The sequence below is a fragment of the Myxococcus qinghaiensis genome (assembly GCF_024198215.1).
GTDB classification, from domain to species: domain Bacteria; phylum Myxococcota; class Myxococcia; order Myxococcales; family Myxococcaceae; genus Myxococcus; species Myxococcus qinghaiensis.
On sequence record NZ_JAKCFA010000015.1, the window covers coordinates 45,915 to 69,615 of the forward strand.

Consider the following 23,701-nt stretch of genomic DNA (forward strand, 5'->3'; position numbering starts at 1 on the left):
CCCCCTACCCCATGCTCCTCGCCATCGAGTCCTACTTCCACGATGCCCTGCGCCCCGCCGTCCCCGAGACGGTGGAGGTCTCAACGGGGCCGTCTCGAGGGCCCGCCGCCGACGCGGAGGCGCTCGTCGAGGTCTATGCCTCTCGACTGAAGCTGGCGCTGCCCGAAGGTGATGACCTGACGGCGCAGCGGCAGCCGTCCTACTTCGCCCAGGTGCACCGCTGGGCGGGCAACGGGACGACGAAGGACTTCACGCTCCCGGCGAATGCGCGCGGACAGGTGGTCGAGGTGGAGTCACCCCCCGGGCACCCGCTGCGCCGGGGAGATGACTACGCGGTCGATGCGAGCACGCTGCGTCTCTATCGCGCTCCCGCCGTGGCCAACGAGGCCGTGGTCGCCTTCCTGAGAGGAGACCGCGCCGAGGGCTTCCTGGAGCGTCGCCGGTGCGAGCTGTCGCTCTCCATCCGCGCCTGGGTGAAGGCCCCGGGCAACGCCGCGCCGCTGCTCTCGCGCGCCCTGGCCGCGGCCCTGGCTGCCTCCGCGGACATGGGGAACCTGGAGGACGAAGACACGTATCCCGAGGAGTCAGGCGTGAGGATGCGCCTGCTCCAGCCCGCGGCGAGTCTGATGGACATCCAGCGCGCCATGGAGCCCGTGGGTGAGGCGCTCTTCAGCCGCGCCCAGGCGAACTTCATCGTCCGGGGCGAGCTGGAGCAGCTCATCTCCCTGGGGGCGCCGGAGCTGGAAGGCCTCATCCTCGAGGTGCGGCGGGAGACATAGAGGTCGAAGCGGGATGCGCGCGCCTTGACCACAGGCGGGTCAAGGCGCTGAGCGCGGTTCAGGTCAAAAGCCGTCCCCGCCCACCCTGGACAGCCATTTGGAGTTGGAGCGAGTACACGCCCCCATCCCCATGTTCGCTGCTTCGCGTCCACTGGGGCTGGCCTGTATCCGCCGCGAACGCCGCGAGGACCTCGTGGTAGGAGACGATGACCTGCCCTGCCTCCACCAGTACCACCGCGCCCGTGAAGGCCGGTGCATGGGCCGCCGCCACGCGCTGAGTCCAAAGCGGGTGTCCGCTCTCATGGTCAAGCGCGTGGACATCGAGGAAGACGCGCTTCTTCAACACACCCTCTGAGCCGGCCGCGAACACGAACACCCGCCCGTCATGCACCTCTACGTGTGTTGGGCGCGGGCGCACACCTGGGATTGACTTGCCAGGAACAGAGAAGGTCCACGTGGTGCCGCCACTCGTGCGGTCATAGGCGGCGACCAGGCCATTGAAAGCAGTGACGAGCAGAGCACTTGGCTGGGGCAGTGCGTTCATCCCTCCACCGTTACCACAGAATAAATCTTCTGAGCCTCGTGCCGCTCGTCGAACTCCTGTGCGGATTGCGTCCTTGCCCGGAGGTCACTCCACCTGTCGAATCCACTGACGCACGAGCGACTCGAGCGCCTTGCGCTGGCCTCGCACGGACTCGAGCGTGACGAGGCAGCGATCTTTCGCGAGCCATCGGCAGAGCCCTTCCGGGTCGTCGAGCTCGACGCCAGTCTTCGCGCTCTGCTTCACCTTCGCGCCGGTGTGGAAGACGAGCTGCACGCGGTCCTCGGAGCGAAGGTGCACCGCCGCGAAGAACTCGGTGGTGCGGAAGCTCGCGGTGTTCCACTTCACCGCCTCGGTGATGGAGGGGTCGACACCGAGGATGAGCTTCCGGACCTGGTCGATGTCCTCGCGCAGCGGATGCGCTCGCCCGTCGAGGAGCGCGGTGACCTCCGTCGAGCAGTCTTGCGTGGACTTCACAGCGCGCTTCGCGGCCATCTCGCGTGTCTCCTCTCCGACGGTTGAATCACGGCGCCGACCCTTCATCGCCGGACGGGCCCTGTCGAGCAATCACCTCGGAAACGGCCGTATCGGTCAGATGTCGTACCGGAAGAAAGGTGGGCGAAACTCCTCCATCCCACCTCCGATAAACCCTTTGTACGCAGCAATTCCAACCACGGAGAGACACCATGGGCCGAATCAACGGACCGAAGACGGGCGCTGTTGTCATAGTCGTTGGACAGGACGATGAACGCAGTCGCGCCCGAGGCCAATGCCGCCAAGAGCGTGGGCAACAAGAACCCGGCGCCCGCGCCGGTGAAGACGCCACAGCAGGTGCTGGAAAAGGTGGGCAGCCTGTCTGGCACGGCGGGCAACATCGTCAGCGTGGCGGACACCTTCGAGAGCGGTGGCCGCGCGGTGGCGAAGCTGGCGGGCGGCGTGGTGCCCACCTCGATGCCGACCACGTTCGTCGGCAAGACACTGGGCCGGTTCGTGCCTGGGCTGAACATCGCCAACGCGGTGGCCTCCGCCTCCAACGCGCACGGCGTGTTCAGCAACCCGGCGTCCACACCGGCGCAGAAGACCCGCGCCGCCATCGACGCCTCCTCGGCATTCGTCGCGGCCCTGCCCGTGCCCTTCGTCGCGCAGGGCGCCGCGGTGGTCAACACCGTCAACAGCCTGCTCACCCCAGCGTCAAAGTAGACATGAGCCAGGGGCTCCCTTCAGGGGGAGCGCCGGGCCTCATGGACAACCTCAGCGCTTGTGTTGTTTTGGATTGCGATGGGAGCTGACGACGGCGGGGCCGAGCGTTTCCATGGCGCGCGGGCCCGCTGCCCGTCAGGGGCAGTAGGTGCAGTAGAAGAAATCGGAGTGAGAGGCGTACGGCCCATCCCCTCCTGGACCAAAACACTCCGTGGTGCAGTCGTCGTTCGTATAGCAGGAGGCCACCCACCCCTCCTCGCTGTAGGGGAGCGAGTTGTAATAGGAGCTGTACCGGGGGCGGTAGAGCTGCACACAGGCCTGGGCGGACACCTCGCCAGCGGTGCCATCCCTGGGCGCTCCTTCCAAGACGGCCGGAGGGGCGGACTCGTCCGACGGCAGTTGGGGCTCCGCGCCACACGCCATCAGGAAGCCCGCGGCCAGCACGGCGAGACCACTCAGGGTGCGCTTCATGGTGTCACTCCTTCCACAAGGGGAGCCTGAATGAGAGCACATTCCCTCTCGGGCCTCGGTGTGGGAATGCGCCCTCCCCCTTCGACCCGTGGCGTCACACCCGTCCGGACAGCCATGTCCTTGTGAATTTCCCGTAGGCATGTGGCGACTGGAATTTGAAGAACGGATGCGACTTCGCCAGACACGCCCCGTTCAATCCTGGTGCGGCGGACTACTTGTCATTTGAAGGTCATCTCGCGCCCCTTCGACACCGGTCGAAATTGAGTCGCATCAGATTCACGATTGCAAGTACTCCCAGGCCCTCCGGGATTCCCCGGCTGGCGGCACGCGTGAGTGCCTGACTGACAATCATGGGAGAGAACATGGCGTCCCGTCTCGGTGATGCGTCTGTGAAGGGTTTGCGTTGGGGTGCGGTGGTGCTCGCGGGGCTGGTGGGCTGTGGGCCCACCACGACGAAGGAGCCCGCGACGAATCAGGAGGAAGTGCGCTCCATCGAGGAGCAGGCCAAATCCCTGACGCCTCCCCCGGGCTGTACCGAAATCACCACGGGAGAGCTGGCCAGCGGCGTGGAGCTGACGCCGGTGATGTACGCGCCGCAGCCGACGTACCGGGGCACCTTCAACAGCCTGGGCGACCCGGCCGTGACGGACCTGGCGCGCATCCGGCTGGATGTGAATACAGCCCCGGGGCTGTATGACCTGGCCGTGGGCGGGGGCAACACCTTCACGTGTGATCGCTGCGTCATCGCCAACCAGGACGTCGGCGCGCCGACGACGAAGCTCTTCGTCGCCGACTCCGGGACGATGCTCGTGGCGCTGAAGGTGTCACCCGAGCAGACGATTGGAGCGCTGGCGAACATGGTGCTCCGAGAGTCCGTGGACGCCCCGCCCCTCAACGCGCCGTACTGGGGCAGCGCCGTGGTGCCGGGCGGCGAGTGCAAGTGGCTCCGCTTCGCGACGTGGAACACCGTGCGCTCCGGAGGGTGCGATCCGCGCGAGGGCTCGCTGACGGCGAACCTGCCCGACACCACCTGCGTGCCCACCAACTCCGTCGCCAGCGACGGCACGCTGGAGCGCGCGCTGGGCACCAAGACGCATGGCCAGGCGTGCACCACCACCCCGGCCGCGAGCGAGTACGAGCTGGACTCAACGGACTGCGAGCAGGGCTTCACCTGCACGGACCTGCTCTCCGCCAGCGCCCAGTGCCTCAAGACGTGTGACTTCATGGCGGCGAACCCGGGCTGCCCCTCGGGCACCATCTGCGGCGTCTACGGCCTGTGCATCGAGCCGTCCGTGCTCCAGCCGCTCGGCTTCGACTTCGACCCCGCTCAGATTGGCGAGCAGTGCAGCGTGGGCTACGCCGAGTTCTGCGGCACCGAGGGCGCGCGCGGCGCGTGCCTGGACCTGGCCCGCACGGGCACGGCCACCTGCTACGCCTACGAGCGCGCTCGCAGCAACTGCGGCCCCGGCGAGGAGCTGGGCTACATGAGCTACGGCCGCGCCGGTGGCGGGTACGACCGCTCCTACGGCTTCTGCTACCACGACGGCCTGTAACAGCAGCACCCTCGCGGCCCGGGGCCCACCAGCCCGGGCAGCGGCGTTTTCAGCGCGCCGCGCGTCCACCGATGCGCGAGCCCGCGTCCTCGGGCAACCGGCTGAACAGGGGCCCCGCCAGCGAAGACACCACGCCCACCGCGAGGAACGGCAACAGGAAGCGGTCCGGGGTCAGCGGCAGGTCCCCACTGCCTCGCGCCAGGTGCAGCATGAGCGCGCCCAGGCTGATGCCCACGCTCAGCGCCATCTGCTGAGTCACCACCGCCACCGTGGAGGCCTGGCTCATCTTCTCCCGGGGGATGTCCGCATAGGCCACGGCGTTGATGGCGGTGAACTGCAGCGAGCGCACGAAGCCGCTGACCATCAGCGTGGCGACGATGAGCGGAATGGGCGTGGAGTTGCGGAAGAGCGCCGGCAGCGCCGTCAGCACCGCCGCCGCCAGGTTGGAGCCCACCAGCGTCGTCCGGAAGCCCAGCCGCTTGATGACCCACGGCGCCACGGGCTTGCAGGACATGGCCCCCAGCCCCGTGCCAATCGTCACCAGGCCCGCTTCGAACGGCCCCCACCCCAGGCCCACCTGGAGCATCAAGGGCAGGAGGAACGGCGTCGCGCCCAACCCCATCCGCACCAGCCCGCCGCCCGCCGTGCTGGCCCTGAACGTCGACAGCTTCAAGAGCCGCAGGTCCAACACCGGCTTCTTCATCCGCAGCGCGTGCGACACGTAGAGCGCAATCGAGCCCGCGGCCACCAGCGCCATGCCCATCTGGATGTGGACGGGCACCAGCCCCACGCCCAGCGTCTCCGCCGCGCCAATCGTCAGGGTGATGGCCACCGCGGCGATGGCATACCCCCGCCAGTCGAACGGGCCCGGGTGCGGCTGGGGCAGCTCCGGCACGTAGCGCGACACCGCGAGCATGCCCAAGAGGCCCACGGGGACGTTGATGAAGAAGATCCACGGCCAGTCCGCCACGCCGAGGATGAGGCCCGCCAACGGAGGCCCGATGAGCGGCCCCACCAGCGCGGGCATCGTGAACCAGCTCAGCGCCGACACCAGCTTGTCCCGGGGCGCCGAGCCCACCACGATGAGCCGCCCCACCGGCGTCATCAGCGCGCCCCCCAGGCCCTGGAGCGTGCGGAAGGCGACGAGTTGGGGCAGTGAGCGGGAGAAGCCGCACAGCACGGAGGCGATGAGGAACACGCCCATCGCCAGCATGAAGACGCGGCGGGGACCGAAGCGGTCGGCAATCCAGCCACTCGCGGGCGCGAGCACCGCCAGCGCCAGGATGTAGGACGTCAGCGCGAGCTTGAGGTGGATGGGGTCCGTGCCGAAGGCCACGGACAGCGTCGGCAGCGCGGTGGACAGCGCGGTGGAGTCGACGAACTCCATGAACAGCGCGCTCGCCACGGCGATCGACGCGAGCCGGGAGCCTCTGGTGGCGGACGCGGGCGGCGAGCCAGGTGGAGAGGAGCCAGGGGAGTCGGACACCTCTCTTCTATGCACATGTGGCGCAGCGCCTGTCACGCTCGACGACACTCCGTCCGGGGGCCCCCCTGCTCCCGAAGGAGCCAGGGAGGCGGGCATCGGACCCTGGCTCGCCGGGGGGACGGCCAGGGCGCGAGGGACTCGTCAGGCCGGTCGCTCCAGCTTCCCATCCGCGTGGCGAGCGAAGCGCCCTTCCTCCCGGGGATGCACCGGGTCGTCGCTCTTCCAGGGCCAGCCGCCGAAGCCCGTGCGCTGGTAGTCGCTGAACGCCTGCTGAATCTCCTGGCGGGAGTTCATGACGAAGGGGCCGTGCTGCACCACCGGCTCGGCGATGGGCCGCCCCTGGAGCATGAGCAGCTCCGTCTCGTCGGGGCCGTTCTCCAGCACCGCGTCCACGTCCGGGCGGAGCTGCACGACATGCGAGGCGGGGATGGCGCGCCCTCCGACCTTCAGCGCGGAGCCCTTGAAGAAGTACAGGAAGCGATTGCTCCCGCGCGCGGCGGCGGGCAGCGTCCAGCGCGCGCCCGGGGCCAGCTTCAGCGTCCAGATGGCCACGTCCGTGTCCGCCCGCGCGGCCCAGGACTTGGGAGGCGGCGGTGGGGCCTTCACGTCGCCCAGCGTTCCGGCGACGAGGGTGACTTCGGTGGTGCGCCCCGCATCGTCCCGCGCGACGTGCCGGGGGATGACGTGGTTCCACAGCATGGAGAAGTGCGGCGTCACCAGCTTGTCGACGCTCGGCAGGTTGAGCCAGATTTGAAACAGCTCCACCGGGTTGGGCTGGTCCTTCTTCAGGAGCGGGAACATCTCCGAGTGGAGCACGCCGCTGCCCGCCGTGAGCCACTGCACGTCCCCGCCGCCGAAGCGCGCCGCCGCGCCCAGCGAGTCCGAGTGGTCCAACAGCCCGCTGCGGACGATGGTCACCGTCTCGAAGCCCCGGTGCGGGTGCTGCGGGAAGCCGGGGACGACGGTGCCGTGATACATGTTCCAGCCGTCCCGGCCGTCGAAGTCCTGGCCGAGCTGGCGACCCGCGAGCGACACGGTGGGCCCCATCCGCTCGTTGCCCGTCGGGTAGGCGTCCACGTGGTGCACGCAGAACAGGAAGGGGTCTGGCGTGGGCCAGGGCATCCCCCTGAGCGGGCTCAGGGCCATGACGGCGGGTTGCTCACTTCCCTGCTGCTGACTCATCCCCTGCTCCTCTGACTTTCCGCTGCTCCTCGAGCAGCTCGCGGCCGACGTGGCCCCCGCCACCGCGAGCACCTTCAGCGCCGCTCTCCGACTGACCTCATCACCCAAGGGCCACCTCACGCATGACGCCGGCTCCAGGCTGTAATCCTCGCATGGACGGGGCGCATCCTTTCATGCCCAGGGGCCCGCCAGCCCGCTCATCCCTCCTCCCCATACACGCGGGCCCGGACTTGCCGTAGGGTGCGCCCGCCTTGAGCCCCTCTCCGTCCCTCCCCGTCTCCCAAGAGCGAGTGCGCGCCATCGACTGGCTGCGCGGCATCGCCGTGCTGTTCATGGTCCAGACGCACGCGCTGGCGCTGCTCACCCCGGAGCTGCGCAAGAGCGTCTGGGTGGGCCGCCTGCTCAAGGTGGACGGGCTGGTCGCCCCCGCGTTCATCTTCTCCGCGGGCTTCGCGCTCGCGCTCGTCATGGTGCGCAGCGCCGCCAGCGGACGCCTGCGCGAGCGCGTGCCCAAGAACTTCCGCCGCACCTGCGAGGTCCTCCTCGTCGCATCCCTGGTCAACTGGGCGTGGTTCCCCCTGCTGAGCGAGCCGAAGTGGCTCTTCCGCATGGACATCCTCCAGTGCGTGGGCCTGTGCCTGCTGCTCATGCTGCCCGTGGTCGCCGCGCTGGCCACGAGGCCTCGTGGGCTCGCGGGGCTGAGCCTGACACTGGCCTTCGTCGTCTTCGCCGTGGCGCCCCTGGGTGAGCACGTGCCCGAGCCCTGGGCCACGCTCACCAACAAGTCCTCCTTCGCGCCCTTCCCCCTGCTGCCGTGGATGGGCTTCGCGTGGCTGGGCGCGTTCGCCGGAAGCCTCGCGGGCGCGTGGGGCCGGCGTCCGCTGGCCGTGGCGCTGCTCATGCTCGTCACCGTGGGCGCCATCGCCGCGGCGTCGGGTGACTTCCTCTTCCAGCTCTACCCGCACCACCGCTTCTTCGTCTCCAACCCGTCGAACTCGGCGGCCCGCTTCGCGTGGGTCTGCGCCGTGCTGCTGGGGCTGATGGCGCTGGAGGCCCGGGTGGCGGGGGACCATGCGCCCTCGCGGCTGCGGCGGTTCATCGAGGTCTTCGGGACGTCGTCGCTCTCCGCCTACTTCTTCCACGAGATGCTGCTGTTCTACCGGATTGGGGGCGTCTTCTCGTTCCAGCGCTTCTGGGGAGACCGCAGCGGCTGGGGCCAGTACTGGCTGCTCACCGCGGCGCTCATCGTCGCCACGTGGCTGTTGTGCCTGGCGTGGGACCGGCTGGAGCACCTCGCGCGGACGGCGCTCCAGCGCCTGGGCAGGAGGCAGCGCCCGGCCGTCTCTCAGTGAGCGTCGGTGGAGAGGCGCTCGAACGCGGAGATGACCTCCGGCGGGGCCTGGACCAGCTCAATCAGCACGCCCTCGCCACCGTAGGGGAACTGCTCGTTGCCCTTGGGGTGCACGAAGCAGATGTCGAAGCCCGCGGCGCCCTTGCGGATGCCCCCGGGCGCGAAGCGCAGGCCCTGCGCCTCCAGCCACTTCACCGCGACGGGCAGGTCATCCACCCACAGGCCCACGTGGTTGAGGGGCGTCTCGTGGACCCGGGGCTTGCCCTCCGGATTGACGGGCTGCATCAGGTCCACCTCCACCTTGAAGGGCCCCGCGCCGGCGGTGACGATGTCCTCGTCCACGTTCTCCCGCTCGCTGCGGTACGTGCCGTGAGGCGTCAGGCCCAGCAGGTCCACCCAGAGCTTGCGGAGCGGGGCCTTGTCGGCGCCGCCGATGGCGATCTGCTGGATGCCCAGGATTCGGAAGGGTCTCGAGGTCTGCATGGACCTGGAACCTACCGGGAAAAATCGCGGGAATAGACCCATTTGTCAGGTCGTGCGTTTCGATGCGGCGCCTGTTGATTCCGTCCCCCGGAGAACACATGTCCCAGACCTTCCTGAAGCGCCGTTTGACCCAGTGGGGAAGTGCCCTGCTCGTCGCCTGTGTCCTGCCGGCCTGCTCCTCCTCGGCTCCGACCGAGAAGCAGGGACTGACGACCGCCGAAGCGCGCCCCGCCACGCAGGCCGCCGTCCGGCCGTCCCCGCCTCCGAGCGCCGCGCCCCAGGACTTCGCCGCGGACGAGGGGGGCGACGCCAGGGCGAAGACCGAGTCCGAGCCGTCCCGTGACGACCGGGCCCTGAAGGCGCCGCGAGGAATCGAAGCGGAGCTGCGTGAGGCGCCCGCCCCCGAGCCGATGATGGCCGTGGCTGGCCCCTCCAGCATGAAGGGAGGCGGCGCGGTGGCCGGTGGCGTCGTCGGCAGGGTGCAGGAGGGGGAGATGGCCAGGCGGGCCCCGACGATGAGCCCCAAGAAGATCGCCGCCATCCCCACGGAGAAGGACGTGGACGGGTCCGACACCGGTGGCCCGCAGCAGGGCAACACCTTCGAGGCCTGGAAGCCCAACACCTTCACCGAGACGAGCAAGGACCCGCTGTCCACGTTCGCCGCGGACGTCGACACCGCGTCGTACACGGTGGCCCGCCGCTACCTCCAGAACGGCAACCTGCCGCCCTCCTCCGCCGTGCGCGTCGAGGAGTTCGTCAACTACTTCAAGTACCGCTACACCCCGCCGGAGACGGGCGCCTTCACGGTGCACCTGGAGGCCGCGCCGTCGCCCTTCGACTCCAAGCGCCACTTCGTGCGCGTGGGCGTGCAGGGCAAGGTCGTCTCGCGCTCGCAGCGCAAGCCGGCGCACCTGGTGTTCCTCGTCGACACCAGCGGCTCCATGGCGTCGCAGGACAAGCTTCCGCTCGCCAAGGAGGCCATCAAGATCGCCGTGAAGAACCTCAACGAGAACGACACGGTGGCCATCGTCACCTACGCGGGCTCCACGCGTGAGGTGCTGACGCCGACGCCGGCCACGGACGTGAAGACCATCCACGCCGCGCTGGACACGCTCCAGTCCGGTGGTGGCACCGCGATGGGCACCGGCATGGAGCTGGCCTACAAGCACGCGGTGAAGAAGGCCTCCGGCAAGGTCGTCTCCCGCGTCATCGTCCTCACCGACGGCGACGCCAACATCGGCCCCACGCTGAGCCCGCAGGCCATGCTGGAGAGCATCCACAAGTACGTGGCCGAGGGCGTCACCCTCACCGCCGTGGGCTTCGGCATGGGCAACTACCGCGACGACATGATGGAGAAGCTCGCGGACAAGGGTAACGGCAACTGCTTCTACGTGGACAGCTACAAGGAGGCGAAGAAGGTCTTCGAGACGCAGCTCACCGGCACGCTGGAGGTCATCGCCAAGGACGTGAAGCTCCAGGTGGAGTTCAACCCCGCCGCCGTGCGCCGCTACCGGCTGATGGGCTACGAGAACCGGGACGTGGCGGACAACGACTTCCGCAACGACAAGGTGGACGCGGGTGAGATTGGCGCGGGCCACAACGTCACCGCGCTGTACGAGGTGGAGCTGGTGAAGGACTCGAAGGAGTCGCTCGCTACCGTGCGAGTGCGCGCCAAGGCGCCCAACGGCACCGAGGCCGCCGAGCAGTCCTTCCCCTTCGAGCGCTCGCTGCTGCGCGCTTCGGTGGAGGCCTCCTCGCCTGACTTCCGCTTCGCCCTGGCCGTCGCCTCCACCGCGGACATCCTCCGGGGCAACCCGGCCGCCGAGGCCTGGAGCCTGGCCACTGCGCAGAAGCTCGCCGAGGGCGCCGCCGCTGGAGACGCTGACCGCAACGAGTTCGTGAAGCTGGTGTCGCAGGCCCGCGCGCTGTCCGGCGCGTCCGCCCGCGGCGAGTAGGCAGGCCCAAGCAGGTTGCAGGGGGAATGGGGTGGAAGGCCCGGGGGGCGCCTTCCACCCCATTATTTTTCGGGCGGGTCCGAGGGACGCGCTCAGTACGCGACGACGGTGGGCGCAGTGGTGCTGGTGAAGAAGTCCGGGAAGGTGGCCACGTAGTTGCCGCCAGTGCCCGTCTCCCCGCCGATGCGGCCCGACTTCGACCCACCCACCGTCAGCGTCGTGCCATCCGTCTGGATGCTCAGATAGGACAGGAAGACACTTCCAGTGCCCAGGTACACCGCGAGGCCGGAGGTCCGCACCACGGTCATCAGCTCCGGGTCCACGTGCCGAAGGCCCACCGTCACGGGCGAGCTGCCGCTGTAGTTGTTCTTCATGGTGTACCCCACGGCCACGCCCAGGTCATTGGCCGCCAGCGCCAGGCTGGGAGTGACGATGACGGAGCTGCCTACCCACACACTCGCCGCGGGCCAGCGGCACGACTCCGTCGCGAGCCGGGACAAGGTGATGTCGTGGATGGGCGGCACCGTGCCCGTCCGCACCGCGGAGGTGAGCTCGAAGGTGCAGCCTCGGGACACCGCGGCCACCAGCGCCGACTCCCGGGTGCCGGCCCCCTCCTCCATCCCGCCCGCGGGCTCCTCGCCACCACACGCCGGGAGGACCACCGCCGCACAAAGACAGACAGCGCGTCTGAAGAATTTCATGACGTGACGACCCCCATGTTCGTTTGAAAGCGGCGGCACGCTAACAGTCCTGCAAGTCATTGCATGGACATTTCCGTGCAAGGAGGGCAGGCACCTCGTGGACGCGTTGCGGTATCCTTCGGGGCGTATGCGCCCATCCCACCTGCCCTCCCGACGTCTGCTCGTTCCCATGGCCACGCTCTTCCTCGCGTGTGGCGGATGCAGTGATGACCCCAGCGGCGGAGGCGTGCCGCTTGGAGAGGAGCAGAAAGGCATCGCGACGTACTACGACGCGACGGGCGCGGGGAACTGCAGCTACGACGCCAGCCCCAACGACTTGATGGTGGCCGCGATGAACACCCCGCAGTACGCCGACAGCGCCGCGTGTGGCCAGTGCATTGACGTCCAGGGCCCCAGCGGCAACGTGCGGGTGCGAATCGTGGACCGCTGTCCTGAGTGCGAGGCCGGCCACCTGGACCTGAGCCGCGAGGCCTTCGCCAAGATTGCCGAGATGCGCCTGGGCCGCGTGGACATCACCTGGAAGGTGGTCTCCTGCGACGTGGCCGGCGGCCTGGAGTACCACTTCAAGAACGGCAGCAACCCGTGGTGGACCGCCATCCAGGTGCGCAACCACCGCGTGCCCATCTCCAAGCTGGAGTGGCGTCGCGGCGACGGCGCGTGGAAGGACGTCCCGCGCCAGGACTACAACTACTTCGTCAACGACAGCGGCATGGGCGAAGGTTCCTTCACCGTGCGCGTGACGTCGACCACCGGAGAGCAGGTGGAGGACACCCTGCCCCGCGTCCTGGACGACGACACCTTCGAGGGCTCCGCCCAGTTCCGCTGACCCGGACCTCCTTCTGGAAGGCCGAGGCTCGACACACCGCCGAGCCCCGGCCTCGAAAGGTCCGAGCGACTACCGACGCAGCATGGAGCGCAGCAGCTCCAGCGCCTCGGTGACGTTCTGCCAGACCTGGAGCGACTTCACGTTCTCCCCCTCGCCCTGCACGGCGCGACGGGAGGCCCGCTCCAGGGGCAGCAGCACGCCCTCCACCAGCTCAATCTGCCGGCTCAGCTCCGCCGGTGACGGCCCGGCCACGGCGGCCCGCTGGAGCGCCTCCGCGGGCATCTGCGCCGACACGTTCACCGGCCGGTCCGCCAGCGCGGCGAGCGCCCGGGAGAGCTGCTCCATGTACGGCCCGAAGTCCTGGGCCGGCGCCTGCTGGACGACGGGCGCCTGGGAGGCGGTCGCCACGCGTTCGGTGAGCGCCTTGAGGAGCTGGGCCAGGTGCTTGAGGTACGGCGACAGGTCCGGCGTCTGCGCGAGCGGAGCAGGAGGCAGCGGCGGCGGCGTGTCCTTCACCTCGCGCCCCACCTTCGCCACTTCCAGCACCGCGTCGCGCAGGGCCTCCAGGTACGGCAGCGCCTCCGCCGTGGGGTCCTCGTTCCGGTCCGCCGAGCCCTGCTGCACCTGGGTGGCCGCCTGCACCACCGCGTCGCGCACCGCGCCCAGCTGCTCCTCGATGCCGCTGAGCTGGCCGGTGACACGCGCCACGGGGTCGTCCTCCTTGCCCCCCATGCGCTTGACGCGCGCGAAGCCCTGCTTGATGTCCTCCCACCGCTTCGCCTTCTCCGGCGTCAGGCGACCGCGCATCTCCGCCAGCTTGAGCAGGTTCTGCTCCGCCGCGGTGGTGAGCGTCTGGGACTCGCCCTGGTAGTGGTCGTCGATGAGCCGCTCCAGCTCCGCGTCCGTCATGGCCGCGACGAGCTTCTCCGACAGCTTGTTCATGTTGCGGTAGGAGCCCTGGAGCTTGAAGGCGGGCTCCGCGCGGAAGCGCTCGTCCTGCGCCGCCGAGGCGATGTACTGCATGTTCACCTTCAGCAGCACCGACTGCACCCGGAACATCCGCTGGAAGATGGCGATGATCTCCTGCAGCTCCGCCGCCGCGTAGCCGTGCTTCAGCTCGCCCGCGGGCACCTCCTCGCCCTGCGCCATGCGCAGCAGTCGGTGCGTGTCCGCCGCGTCGCGCGTGGCCAGAGGCGCCGTCACCGGGTTGGAGGTCAGCGCGTTCTCCAGATAGCTCAGCGCGAACAGGTGCTCCTTCCCGTCGAGAATCTCACCCAGGTTGTAGGTGTCCGCGCGGTTGGCGAGCATGTCCGGAATGCGGAAGCGCTCACCCGTCTCCGTGTAGGGATTGCCTGCCATGACCACGCAGAACTTCTTGCCGCGCAGGTCATAGGTGCGCGTCCGGCCGTTCCACACGCCCTCGACACGGCGCTGGCCGTCGCAGAGCGAGATGAACTTCTGGAGCAGCTCCGGGTCCGTGTGCTGGATGTCGTCGAGGTAGAGCATCACGTTGTTGCCCATCTCGAAGGACAGGTTGATGCGCTCCACCTCCTGCCGCGACGTGGCGTTGGGCGCCTCCGCCGGGTCCAACGACTTCACCGAGTGACCCAGCGCGGGGCCGTTCACCTTGACGAAGGTGAGGCCCAGCCGGCTCGCCACGTACTCCATCAGCGTCGTCTTGCCGTAGCCCGGCGGCGACATGAGCAGCAGCATGCCCATGCGGTCCGTGCGCTTGCCCTCGCCCGCCGCGCCCAGCTGCTTGGCCAGGTTGGCGCCGATGAGCGGCAGGTACACCTCGTCGATAAGGCGGTTGCGCACGAACGACGACAGCACCTTCGGCGTCAGCTCCTCCAGGCGCAGCTTGCGGCGCTCGCGCTCCAGCAAGTCGCGCAGCAGCCCCCGGTACGTCTGGTATTGCGGCACGCGGAGCTGACGGAACTCGCCCAGGCGCGCCAGGAACTCGTCCAGGCGCAAGGACAGCTTCCGGTCGTGCACACGCGGGTGGCTGCCCAACAGGCCCGTCACCTCGGCCGCCGTCAGCGCGCCCGCGGGCTCGCGGTCCAGCTTGCGCTCGGTGAGCAGCAGCACCGCCGTCTCCAGGGCGAAGTAGCCCGCGTCACCGGGGCCCCCTTCGCGCTGGGCCAGATAGGCCTCCACCCACGCCTTGGCGATGAGCAGCCGCGAGGACAGGTCCTTCTCCAGCCCGCGCAGGTCCTCCTCGAAAGCCGTCCGCGTACCCTGCCGCTCCAACTGCGCCAGGAACGCGTCGCGCAGCACCACCGCCTCGCCGCTCGTGGTGAAGCGGGGCCGGTCCACGGCCAGCTCTTCCACCAGGTAGCGCCCGGCCTGGCGCGCCTCCGCGGGCGAGTGCGCGAGCCCCTGCGCCTTGAGGAACGCCTCCACGGCCTCGCCCAGCGCGAGCCCCAGCTCGGACAGGCTGCCCACGGAGGAGAACGTCTGCCGCAGCCGCGCCAGGCTCCGCGCCCGACGGTGCAGCAGCGTCCGCGCGGCCTCCTCGGTGTCGAAGGCCCAGTACAGCGAGGCCCACGCCCGAGGCACCGGCGCGAAGCGCAGCAGGCCCGCGCCCTGGTGCAGCGTCAGGAGCTTCTCCAGCACCGCCGCCGCGTCCACGTCATGCACGCCGCGCTCGTAGCCCTCGTCGAAGCGGTCCGCCGCGTAGGCGCGCACCTTCTCCAGCAGCGTGCCGGCGATGACCGCCTCGTGCAGCGCGGACAGCGTCAGCCCGCCCTTGCCGTCCTCCGCGTCGGAGAGGATGCAGGAGGCCAGGTACTCCACGCGGTACACGTCCCGCGTCTCGGAGACCAGGTGCTGCTCCCAGAGGCCCTGGTGCTTGAGCAGCTCCGGGTCCTCCAGCTTCTGCGCGTAGTCGGAGCCGGTGAGCTGGAGGTAGAGCGCGCCGTCGCGCGGCACCAGCGTCAAGTCGAGCGGCTGCGTGTTGACGTTGAACCGGTAGGTGCCCAGCTTGATGAGCGAATCGCCGTCCGCGAACAGGTCCTGCTTGTCGCGCAGCGCCCGCAGCGCGTCCTGCTTGGCGGACTTGAGCCGCGACAGCACCTCGTCCGAGCGCACGCTGTCCTGGAGTCCCAGGAGCTGCTCGGAGAGCTGCCGCAGCTTGAGGATCATCGCGTCGGTGGCGAAGTACCCGTTCAGCTCGTCGTCCGACTTGAACGACTTGGAGCGGCGCTGCACGCCCTGGAGGATGCGCTCCGCCGCGCCGAAGAGGCTCTGCGCCCGGCGCTGCCGCTCGTCCACCAGCGTCTGCTTGCGGGCGCCGAACGCCTCCAGCAGCTCCTCGCGCTTCTGGGTGATCTGCCCCAGGAACTCGTCGAACTCGCCGAAGCGCCCTTCCAGCTCCTCCAACTGCACCGTGAGGCGCGACAGCCCCTCGTCGCACTTCTCCGGCAGGTCCGCCTGGGCCAGCGCGTTCTCAATCGCCTGCCCCAACAGCTTGAACTGGGCGCCGAACTCCGCGCGCTTCTCCCGGCTGGACAGCTCCTTGCGCTTGGCGGCGAGGCTCGCGCGCACGCGGTTGAGCCGACCGAACAGCTCGGAGATGCCCTCCAGGATGCGGGCGCGCGCCAGCGGGTCTCCCACCTGGAGCCCACCCACGACTTCGCCCAGCACCGTGAGGCCCTGCGCCGTCTTCTCGATATCCTCGCCCAGCGGCGCCAGCTCCACCGTGGTCTTCACCGGCTCCAGCTTCGCGAGCAGCTCGTCCAGGCGCGCGGCCAGGGGCTGCAGCGCCTCACCCTTCTGGAGGAAGTCCACGCAGCCGGAGCTGGTGTTGTCGGACGCCTCCACCACCGCCTTCTCCAGGGCGTCCACGCGCCCCAGGTCCATGTAGCGGATGTCCTTCAGGGTAATCAGGTGCCCGCGCTGCTGACGCAGCTCCGCCAGCACGTGCATGAACTCCTCGGCCGAGGTCAGCAGCTCCGGCTGCACGCGTCCCAACAATTTCGTCTGCGCCTTCTCCGCCTCCGCCAGCGACTCGGACGCGCGCTTCTGGAGGGCGAGCACCTTCTCGAACTCATCGATGATGAGCTCGGAGGTCTTGCGCAGCAGCTCCACCGGCTCCTGCAGGCCCGTCTCCGCGTGGCCCAGCCAGTAGTACGCATCCAGCGCGCGCGTGGCGGCGGCGACCAGGTCCTCGTACGTGCGGCGGTTGGGCTTCTCCGTCTTCGCGATGCGCTGGAGCGTCAGCGAATCGGAGATGCCTCGCACCAGCTCCGCGTTGCCCACCTTGCCCAGGTAGCCGGGCGCAGCCGGCACCGACGCCGCGTGCTCGTCTGAGACGAAGGGCGTCTGCCACACCTGCATCGGGTGCACGCGCGTGGGCTCCTGCGACGTCTCGCGGAACACCACCAGTCCGCCGTCCGCGAAGAGGCTGTAGCCGTTGCACACCAGCGGGTTCTGCACCTCCTTGCGCACCAGGTTGTACGGGAAGAGCAGGTACCGGCCTTCCTCGCGCTGATGGAAGATGTAGAGCACGTCCTCGCCATTGGGCGACTTGATGACGTGCTTGAACTCCATCCCCGAGCCGGTGGCGTCACCGTCGAAGACCTTGTAGTCGCCCGTCTGGAGGTAGTACCCGCCGGGGAAGATGATGCCCTGGTCCTCGGGCAGCCGGATGCAGGCCTGACCGATGGCGTCGATGCGCACCACGTGCTGCGTGCGCGAGTTGAACACCAGGTAGCGCTGGGCCTTCTCGCGGAAGGGCAGCACGCGGAGGAGGATGAGCGTGCCCACCTGGGCCCAGGCGAACCGCGCGTCGTCCAGCGACTGGTTCGCGTCCTCCACGGGCTCGCTGTAGATGCCCAGGCCAGACGAGGTGTTGTTCTCCACCTTGACGGTGAGGTCGCCCTTCACCGTCTCCACGAACACCTGGTCCAGCACGTTGACGTGCGGGTGCTGGCCCAGCACGTAGTTCTCGCGCGTGGCCACCGTCCACTCGAAGTCGTGGGACGGCGGGAAGACGTGGTCCTTCTCGCCCTGGTTGTCCACGTAGGTGGCGCGACCCTCGGTGTCCAGGTTGAAGCGGAACACCTTCAAGTCACGAGCCGTCTGGCCCGTCTGGAAGACGGCCAGCAGGCGCGCGTCCCTGCGCCGCAGCTGCAGGAGCTTCGCGTCCTTGTAGTACCGGTACAGCTCGCTGAAGTCCTTGATGAAGCGCGGGTCCGCCAGGAAGCCGCCCGCCTCCGTGTGCGGCACGGCGGACAAATCAAACCCGTCGGCCGTCTTCTCGAAGCGGTGCAGCGAGAAGACATCCGCGACGGACGTCTCCTTCTTCAGCCCGATGAAGACGTTGTAGCCGAAGAGCAGATACTTGCCGACGCTGACGATGTCGCGCGCCACGCAGTTGTTCTCGGTGCGCACCCGCTCGTTGCCGGTGACCGCCAGCTCCGAGCCGCCGAAGAACGCCTTGCGCCGCGCATTGAGGTCGTTCGCCTTCGCGCCCAGCACGTCCGCCTGGGCCAGCAGACGCGTCCGGATGACCTCGTAGCTGCCCCCCTCTAGCGCCGTCTCGCCCGTGGGCGCCGCGCCCTTGCCACCGTCAGTTGCCATGAGTGCTCACCGGAAATTTAGCGGGGACCCCGCCCCCGTCCCGCCCGATGGGAGGAACGCGCGCCCCGGAAGGCGCCGGGGCGAGGTCGTCGTGACGCCATGCCCGCCCTCGCGCTTCAGGCGAAGGCGGACCCTGTGCTGCTACCGCCCGAATCAGCCCTGCTTTTCGGTGGTGGACGACTTGCCCTCGGCGCCCACGAGCGCCTTCAGGTTCGCCGCCGGGTCCGTCGGGCCGGGCGTCATGCGGTGCAGCAGCGCCGCCACCGCCAGGTTCTGCGCGTCGTTGCTCAGGCCCGGCTTGGAGAGGATCTCCTTGAGGTCCGCCGGCAGGTCCTTCTCGCCGTTGAGGTAGCCCCCCAGCGCCGTCTTCAGGGCCTCGCCATGGTCCAACGCGCCGTCCACCGCGGTGCCGAACGACACCGCCTTGACGAAGCGCTCGAAGAACTGGCCGTCGCCACCGACGATGTTGAACTTCGCGTTGGCGAACGCCTTGGCCAGGACCTCGGCCTGCGCATGGGCGATGTCCTTGCGCACGCGGATGGACTCCAGCTCGATGTCGCGCTCCTTGTTGAGCTTGAGGCGGAACTCCTCGTGCTCGCGGCCCACGCCGTCCATCAGCTTCATGGACGCCGCCTTCTCCGCGAGGCCCCGGGCCTCGGCGAACAGCTTCTCCTGGATGGAAGAGGCCTCGGCGAGCTGCATCTCCTTCGTGGCGAACGCCTCCGCCTCGCCGCGCTTGTGGATGGCCACCGCTTCGGCCTCCTGCACGCGAGCCCGGGCGATGCCCTTCTCCTGCTCACCCGCGGCCTCCGCCAGCAGCCGCTCGCGGACGACCTGCGCCTGCGCGTGGCCCTGCTTTTCAATCGCGCCGGCCTCCGCCTCCTTCACGCGCACCTGCGCCATGCCCAGCTTCTCCGTGGCCGCGGCGTCCGCTTCCTTCACGCGGATGCCCGCCAGGCCCTCGGCGGCGGACTCGGCCTGGATGCCGTCGGCCAGCCGCATCTTCGCCTTCGCCGTCTTGTCGGCGGCCTCGAGGTCCGCCTCGGCGAGGGTGAGCTTCTCCTTCGCCATGAACACCGCCATCTCGCTGTTGGCCTTGGCGCCGTTCACGTCCTTGACGGTCTTCTCCTGCGCCTGGGCCTCGGCGTTGATGATGATCGCCTGCTTCTTGCGAAGGGCGTCGGACTCCACGCGCAGGTCCTTGATGCGCTCCTCCTCCTGCGCCACCGTCTTCTCCACGGCGATGCGGGCGCGCACCACGTCGGCGATGTTCTTCTTCTGCTCCTCGAGCGCCTTCTCCTTGTCGATGCGCTCCAGCTCCGTCTCACGCTCCCGGCTGATGGCCGCCAGCGAGCGGGCGCGCTCCACGTTCTCCGCCTCGACCCCCACTTCGCGCTCGCGGTGCTTCTGGGCCACTTCCACGTCGCGCGACTTGTTCTGCTCCTGGACGAGGATCTCCTGCTCCGCCTTGATGCGGGCGAGCTGCGCCTTGGAGTACTGCTCCTGCTTCACGCGCTCCGTCTCGGCGGACTCCTCGGCCTGCACCGTCTCAATGGCGCGCCGCTGCTTCGCGGAGGCCTCTTCACGCTGACGCTCCAGCTCGAAGATGCTCTGGTCGGCTTCCACGTTGCGCTTCGTCACCGCCTGGCGCTCCGTCTGCCGCAGCTCGTTCGTGACGATGTTCTGCTCGGTGGTGAGCTTGGTGATCTTCCGGATGCCCTCGGCGTCGAGGATGTTGTCCTTGTCGAGCATCTCCACCGGGGTCTGCTCCAGATAGTCGATGGCGCAGTCCTCCAGCATGTAGCCGTTGAGGTCCCGGCCAATCACCTCCACCACGTTGTCCTTGATCTCCGCGCGCTTCGTGTAGAGGTCCACGAAGTTGAAGTTCTTGCCCACCGTCTTGAGGGCTTCGGAGAACTTGGCCTCGAAGAGCTTCTCGAGCGTCTCCTGGTCGCTGGCGCGCACGCAGCCGATGGACTGGGCGACCTTGAGCACGTCCTCACGCGTCTTGTTCACGCGCACGAAGAAGGTGACCTTGATGTCCGCGCGGATGTTGTCCTGGCAGATGAGGCCTTCCTTGCCGCGACGGTCGATTTCAACCGTCTTCAGCGCGATGTCCATCACCTCGGCCCGGTTGATGATGGGGAAGACCACCGCGCCGGTGAACGTCACCAGGGGCTCGGTCTTCAAGGTGTTGACGATGAGCACCTTGCCCTGATCCACCTGCCGGTACAGGCGAACGATGGTGAGGACGATGCCCGTGAGGAGGATGACGCCTCCGCCGACGGCGGCTACCAAGGTGATGGGATCCATGGCCTTTTTTCCTGTGAAGTAATGACAGCGGGCCTTGTATCAGGCGCCAGAGATCCCCCGCGAAAGCCCTCTGGCGTCGAATCCATACACGGGCCGCCCCCCTGAGCGGACCGCGCCTCGACTCAATTCATGTACGTGCTCGCGAGCGGGCCAGCGCCGCGGCCCGCGTGGGGTCGCGAAGCTGATCCATCTCTTCCGGCAACAGCCAGTCCACGGGCTCCACCTCGTAGACATCCCGCTGGGCGTCGTACGACAGCACCAGCGCGGGATCTCCCCGCTTGAGCCCGTTCTTCTTCGAGCAGACCACGTTCAGGATGAAGCCCGCCTCGCCGTCCTCGAACGTCGCGTGGCCGTTGCGGTCCGTGACGCCGCCGCTGGAGATGGTGCACACCCGGCCCATCAGCGAGTCGCGCCCCGGCGCCTTGCGCGCCACGAAGACGGGGCGCAGGGGCCGCACGGCGACGCCCGAAATCACCAGCCCCGCGATGAAGCAGAGCATCCCCACCGTGCTGTTGAGCAGCCACGAGGGCAGCACCCCGCCGAGCAGCGCGTGCGCCGGAGGCGTGGCCAGGAGCGACAGGAACCACGAGAAGAACGAGACGAGGCTCACGGAGACCGTGAGCGGGATGCCCGCGAAGCCCAGCGTGGAGAGGATGCCGCCCTCCATGTGCGCGTCGTGGTCATGCGCGCCCATGGCCTTGCCGCCGCCCTGGATGGCCTCACCCGCCGCCTTCGCTCCACCTTCCAGCGTCCCGGCCAGGGCCTTGCCCCCGCCCTCGAACGCCGCGCCCAGTGCCTTTCCGCCAGATTCGAAGTCGACGTGACCGCCATCGAGCAGGTCGATACCCACCGCTCCGATGATGACGAACAGCCAATAGGTGAGCACCACGCCCATTGCCGTGGTGAAGATCGCGGTCGGAAACGCGAGGATGGCGTCGAAGAAGGGCGTCATCGTCGCCCGGGACTCTAATCGAGCCTGATTCCCTCCGAAAACCGCCCCCGTCGATTTCCTGGACGCCCGCCCGGCGAGCCACCGAGCGAAGCCCGCATTGCCTTATCGCTCCCGGCTGCACAACTCCTGGAGGGCCGGGCCTCGACGAGCCCGGGGTCCACCCTCACCCGGACGACAGGACGATGCCAGCCACCGCCGCCACGGCTCTCGCGCCCCCAGCCCCCGTCAAACGAAGGGGCCTCACGCAGCTCGAGCGGCTCCAGCGCGACGGGCTGCGCCGTCAGGGGACGGCGCGCCTGGGGTTCCGCTACGTGGACGCGGGGGGCAAGCCCGTGGACGCGAGCCAGAAGGCGCGCATCGAGGCCCTGCGCCTGCCCCCCGCCTGGCGCGACGTGTTCATCGCCGCCTCCGCCACCGCGCGCCTGCAGGCCATGGGGCGGGACGCGGCGGGCCGCTGGCAGTACCGCTACCACGCCGCGCATCGGCGGCGCGCGGACGAGGCGAAGTTCCGCCGCATCGTCGGCTTCGCCCGGGCCCTGCCCCGCCTGCGCCGGCGGGTGAACGCGGACTTGCGCCGTCAGGGCCTCGGCCGGGACAAGGTGCTGGCGGCCACCCTGCGCATCCTCGGCACGTGCTTCATCCGTCCCGGCAGCCAGCGCTACGCGGAGACCAACGAGAGCTTCGGCATCGCGACGCTGCGGCGCCAGCACGTGCGCGTGTCAGGGGACACGGTGACGTTCGACTTCCCGGGCAAGAGCGGGAAGCGTCAGCGCCGCCTGCTCGTGGACCGGCGCGTCGCCACACTCGTGCGCAAGCTGCTGAAGGTGCCCGGGCGCGACGTCTTCAAGTACGTGCTGGACGACGGGCACGTGGTGGACGTGCGCCGCCGCCACATCAACGAGTACATCCAGGAGGTGCTGGGCGAGGAGTACAGCGCCAAGGACTTCCGCACCTGGGCGGGCACCCTCATCTGCGCCTGCGCCCTGGCCCGCGCGCGCCAGCACGCCGCGAAGCAGGAGGTGCCGCCCGGGAAGCTGCTCAAGAAGAGCATGGTGGCCGCGGTGAAGGAGGCCGCGGAGCACCTGGGCAACACGCCCGCGGTGGCCCGCTCCTCGTACATCTACCCGTCCGTGCTGGCCCTCTTCGAGCGGGGCCAGGTGGTGGACCGCTACTTCGAGTCCGTGGACGAGCTCACCTCGTCCCGGAGCGAGCGCCTCCACTGCTCGGAGAAGGCCCTGCTCCACCTGCTGAAGTCCTCGGAGCGCCGGCCCGGCGCGTGAGTCGGAGCGCCGGGCCGTCGGGCTCAGGCGGGGACGACCTCCACCACGCTGGGCGGCATGTACGTCGGCAGCACGCGGTGGATGCGCAGCCCGGCCTTCTCCACCAGCGCGGTGTACTCGGTGCCGGTGCGCTCCTGGCCGCCCACGAGCACCAGCATGGCCATGTCGTAGAGGTTGCCGAAGTGCTGCACGTTGTCGCCCGGCAGCACCGTCTCCACGATGAGCAGCTTCGCTCCCGGGTGCATCGCCTGGCGCATGTTGGTGAGGATCTTCAGGCTGCGCTCGTCGTCCCAGTCATGGAGGATCTGCGACAGGATGTAGATGTCGTAGCCCGACGGAATCTTCTCGAAGAAGTTGCCCTCCAGCACCTCGGCGCGCGGCGCCACGCCCATGTTCGTCAGGCGCGCGGTGGCCTCCGCCTTGACGTGCGGCAGCTCGAACAGCGCTCCCCGGAGGCTCGGGTGGGCCTGGAGGATGTGCGCCAGCAGCGTGCCGGTTCCACCGCCCACGTCCACCACGGACTTCGCGGTGGAGAAGTCGTACGCGCCCACCACCGCCGGAGCATTGAGGCTCTGATACGCGGCCATGCTGCCGTTGAAGATGGCCGCATCCTCCGGATGCTTGGACATGTAGCCGAAGAAGCTGTCCCCCATGAACTTCTCCACGGAGGGCTGGCCCGTCTTCAGCGACGACACCAGGTCTCCCCACGCCTGCCAGGACAGCAGGTGGCCGTGGGCGCGCAGTGAGCCGTACACCGAGCCCGGGCTGTCCTTGCGCAGCATGTGGCCCAGCTCCGTGAGCCCGAAGCGCTCGCTCTGCTCGTCCTTGACCAGCACCCCCAGGCCGGTCAGCAGTCGCAGCATGCGTCGCAGCGCCGGCGCATGGGTGCCGCTGGCTTGCGCGAGTTCATCCACTGTCTTGGGCACCTCACCAATGGTGTCAGCGATACCGAGCTCCGCCATGATCTGCAGGGTGCGGGAGACCCAGAAGCCGTAGACCATCTGGGTCATCACGACCGCGGGCGGAGGAGACGAGCTGGGAGCGA

Annotated in this window: 18 protein-coding genes; 7 read left to right on the top strand and 11 right to left on the bottom strand. The window is 68.9% G+C overall.

The features are described 5' to 3' along the window. The first annotated feature begins 11 nt into the window (after positions 1-11). Positions 12-779, top strand: coding sequence for a hypothetical protein (locus LZ199_RS26725; RefSeq protein WP_253996595.1), 768 nt, complete (start codon positions 12-14; stop codon positions 777-779). 58 nt (positions 780-837) lie between these two features. Here LZ199_RS26725 and LZ199_RS26730 read toward each other — a convergent pair whose 3' ends face one another. Next, positions 838-1,323 carry an outer membrane protein assembly factor BamB family protein gene (locus tag LZ199_RS26730; protein ID WP_253996596.1) on the bottom strand — a complete coding sequence of 162 codons (486 nt, stop codon included), beginning with the start codon at positions 1,321-1,323 and terminating at the stop codon, positions 838-840. Between the two features lie 84 nt (positions 1,324-1,407). Continuing rightward, positions 1,408-1,815 carry a DUF1801 domain-containing protein gene (locus LZ199_RS26735; RefSeq protein WP_253996597.1) on the bottom strand — a complete coding sequence of 136 codons (408 nt, stop codon included), beginning with the start codon at positions 1,813-1,815 and terminating at the stop codon, positions 1,408-1,410. 249 nt (positions 1,816-2,064) lie between these two features. Between LZ199_RS26735 and LZ199_RS26740 the strand changes: the two genes are divergently transcribed. Beyond that, a complete protein-coding gene (locus LZ199_RS26740; RefSeq protein ID WP_253996598.1) occupies positions 2,065-2,520 on the top strand; it encodes a hypothetical protein in 456 nt (151 codons plus the stop codon). Between the two features lie 135 nt (positions 2,521-2,655). Here LZ199_RS26740 and LZ199_RS26745 read toward each other — a convergent pair whose 3' ends face one another. Further along, positions 2,656-2,991 carry a hypothetical protein gene (locus LZ199_RS26745; RefSeq protein WP_253996599.1) on the bottom strand — a complete coding sequence of 112 codons (336 nt, stop codon included), beginning with the start codon at positions 2,989-2,991 and terminating at the stop codon, positions 2,656-2,658. Positions 2,992-3,353: 362 nt separating this feature from the next. Here LZ199_RS26745 and LZ199_RS26750 point away from each other — a divergent pair, with 362 nt between their 5' ends. After that, the gene (locus tag LZ199_RS26750) at positions 3,354-4,544 is read left to right on the top strand and encodes a hypothetical protein (protein WP_253996600.1); all 1,191 of its coding nucleotides are present in this window, start codon (positions 3,354-3,356) and stop codon (positions 4,542-4,544) included. Between the two features lie 49 nt (positions 4,545-4,593). On the opposite strand, the gene LZ199_RS26755 is transcribed toward LZ199_RS26750, so the two are convergent. Both LZ199_RS26755 and LZ199_RS26760 read right to left on the bottom strand, forming a co-directional pair. Further along, entirely contained in the window at positions 4,594-5,949 is a 1,356-nt protein-coding gene (locus LZ199_RS26755; protein WP_323389875.1) for an MFS transporter, read from the bottom strand. Positions 5,950-6,171: 222 nt separating this feature from the next. Next, positions 6,172-7,212 (bottom strand): pirin family protein, encoded by a 1,041-nt coding sequence (locus tag LZ199_RS26760; protein ID WP_253996601.1) that lies wholly within the window; start codon positions 7,210-7,212, stop codon positions 6,172-6,174. A gap of 290 nt (positions 7,213-7,502) precedes the next feature. Here LZ199_RS26760 and LZ199_RS26765 point away from each other — a divergent pair, with 290 nt between their 5' ends. Next, positions 7,503-8,564, top strand: coding sequence for a heparan-alpha-glucosaminide N-acetyltransferase domain-containing protein (locus tag LZ199_RS26765; RefSeq protein WP_253996602.1), 1,062 nt, complete (start codon positions 7,503-7,505; stop codon positions 8,562-8,564). Here LZ199_RS26765 and LZ199_RS26770 read toward each other — a convergent pair. Then, on the bottom strand, positions 8,558-9,046 hold the full coding sequence (locus LZ199_RS26770; RefSeq protein WP_176437423.1) for a VOC family protein: 489 nt from the start codon (positions 9,044-9,046) through the stop codon (positions 8,558-8,560). The two genes, LZ199_RS26765 and LZ199_RS26770, sit on opposite strands and share 7 nt — an antisense overlap. Before the next feature lie 98 nt (positions 9,047-9,144). Here LZ199_RS26770 and LZ199_RS26775 point away from each other — a divergent pair, with 98 nt between their 5' ends. Beyond that, positions 9,145-11,001 (top strand): vWA domain-containing protein, encoded by a 1,857-nt coding sequence (locus LZ199_RS26775; RefSeq protein ID WP_253996603.1) that lies wholly within the window; start codon positions 9,145-9,147, stop codon positions 10,999-11,001. A 92-nt stretch (positions 11,002-11,093) separates the two neighbouring features. Here LZ199_RS26775 and LZ199_RS26780 read toward each other — a convergent pair whose 3' ends face one another. Then, positions 11,094-11,702, bottom strand: a complete 609-nt coding sequence (locus LZ199_RS26780; RefSeq protein WP_253996604.1) for a hypothetical protein — start codon at positions 11,700-11,702, stop codon at positions 11,094-11,096. Positions 11,703-11,829: 127 nt separating this feature from the next. Between LZ199_RS26780 and LZ199_RS26785 the strand changes: the two genes are divergently transcribed. Beyond that, the gene (locus tag LZ199_RS26785) at positions 11,830-12,528 is read left to right on the top strand and encodes an expansin EXLX1 family cellulose-binding protein (protein WP_407667251.1); all 699 of its coding nucleotides are present in this window, start codon (positions 11,830-11,832) and stop codon (positions 12,526-12,528) included. Between the two features lie 69 nt (positions 12,529-12,597). Here LZ199_RS26785 and LZ199_RS26790 read toward each other — a convergent pair whose 3' ends face one another. The 3 genes from LZ199_RS26790 to LZ199_RS26800 all read right to left on the bottom strand — a co-directional run bounded on the left by LZ199_RS26790 (position 12,598) and on the right by LZ199_RS26800 (position 21,376). Next, positions 12,598-18,111 carry a DNA repair ATPase gene (locus LZ199_RS26790; RefSeq protein ID WP_253996606.1) on the bottom strand — a complete coding sequence of 1,838 codons (5,514 nt, stop codon included), beginning with the start codon at positions 18,109-18,111 and terminating at the stop codon, positions 12,598-12,600. Positions 18,112-18,264: 153 nt separating this feature from the next. Next, a complete protein-coding gene (locus LZ199_RS26795; protein WP_253996607.1) occupies positions 18,265-20,424 on the bottom strand; it encodes a flotillin family protein in 2,160 nt (719 codons plus the stop codon). A gap of 127 nt (positions 20,425-20,551) precedes the next feature. Then, complete coding sequence (locus tag LZ199_RS26800; RefSeq protein ID WP_253996608.1) at positions 20,552-21,376, bottom strand: hypothetical protein; 825 nt, start codon at positions 21,374-21,376, stop codon at positions 20,552-20,554. 182 nt (positions 21,377-21,558) lie between these two features. Here LZ199_RS26800 and LZ199_RS26805 point away from each other — a divergent pair, with 182 nt between their 5' ends. Then, the gene (locus LZ199_RS26805; protein ID WP_253996609.1) at positions 21,559-22,656 is read left to right on the top strand and encodes a DNA topoisomerase IB; all 1,098 of its coding nucleotides are present in this window, start codon (positions 21,559-21,561) and stop codon (positions 22,654-22,656) included. A 23-nt stretch (positions 22,657-22,679) separates the two neighbouring features. Here the strand turns inward: LZ199_RS26805 and LZ199_RS26810 are convergent, their stop codons facing one another. Continuing rightward, a complete protein-coding gene (locus LZ199_RS26810) occupies positions 22,680-23,666 on the bottom strand; it encodes an acetylserotonin O-methyltransferase (protein WP_253996610.1) in 987 nt (328 codons plus the stop codon). Positions 23,667-23,701: the final 35 nt, after the last annotated feature.

What these genes read in the sequence shown, in the direction of transcription:
- LZ199_RS26725 (WP_253996595.1), top strand. Translation starts at nt 12, where the DNA reads ATGCTCCTCGCCATCGAGTCCTACTTCCACGATGCCCTGCGCCCCGCC.
- LZ199_RS26730 (WP_253996596.1), bottom strand. Translation starts at nt 1,323, where the DNA reads ATGAACGCACTGCCCCAGCCAAGTGCTCTGCTCGTCACTGCTTTCAAT.
- LZ199_RS26735 (WP_253996597.1), bottom strand. Translation starts at nt 1,815, where the DNA reads ATGGCCGCGAAGCGCGCTGTGAAGTCCACGCAAGACTGCTCGACGGAG.
- LZ199_RS26740 (WP_253996598.1), top strand. Translation starts at nt 2,065, where the DNA reads ATGAACGCAGTCGCGCCCGAGGCCAATGCCGCCAAGAGCGTGGGCAAC.
- LZ199_RS26745 (WP_253996599.1), bottom strand. Translation starts at nt 2,991, where the DNA reads ATGAAGCGCACCCTGAGTGGTCTCGCCGTGCTGGCCGCGGGCTTCCTG.
- LZ199_RS26750 (WP_253996600.1), top strand. Translation starts at nt 3,354, where the DNA reads ATGGCGTCCCGTCTCGGTGATGCGTCTGTGAAGGGTTTGCGTTGGGGT.
- LZ199_RS26760 (WP_253996601.1), bottom strand. Translation starts at nt 7,212, where the DNA reads ATGAGTCAGCAGCAGGGAAGTGAGCAACCCGCCGTCATGGCCCTGAGC.
- LZ199_RS26770 (WP_176437423.1), bottom strand. Translation starts at nt 9,046, where the DNA reads ATGCAGACCTCGAGACCCTTCCGAATCCTGGGCATCCAGCAGATCGCC.
- LZ199_RS26775 (WP_253996603.1), top strand. Translation starts at nt 9,145, where the DNA reads ATGTCCCAGACCTTCCTGAAGCGCCGTTTGACCCAGTGGGGAAGTGCC.
- LZ199_RS26780 (WP_253996604.1), bottom strand. Translation starts at nt 11,702, where the DNA reads ATGAAATTCTTCAGACGCGCTGTCTGTCTTTGTGCGGCGGTGGTCCTC.
- LZ199_RS26785 (WP_407667251.1), top strand. Translation starts at nt 11,830, where the DNA reads ATGCGCCCATCCCACCTGCCCTCCCGACGTCTGCTCGTTCCCATGGCC.
- LZ199_RS26790 (WP_253996606.1), bottom strand. Translation starts at nt 18,111, where the DNA reads ATGGCAACTGACGGTGGCAAGGGCGCGGCGCCCACGGGCGAGACGGCG.
- LZ199_RS26795 (WP_253996607.1), bottom strand. Translation starts at nt 20,424, where the DNA reads ATGGATCCCATCACCTTGGTAGCCGCCGTCGGCGGAGGCGTCATCCTC.
- LZ199_RS26800 (WP_253996608.1), bottom strand. Translation starts at nt 21,376, where the DNA reads ATGACGCCCTTCTTCGACGCCATCCTCGCGTTTCCGACCGCGATCTTC.
- LZ199_RS26805 (WP_253996609.1), top strand. Translation starts at nt 21,559, where the DNA reads ATGCCAGCCACCGCCGCCACGGCTCTCGCGCCCCCAGCCCCCGTCAAA.
- LZ199_RS26810 (WP_253996610.1), bottom strand. Translation starts at nt 23,666, where the DNA reads ATGACCCAGATGGTCTACGGCTTCTGGGTCTCCCGCACCCTGCAGATC.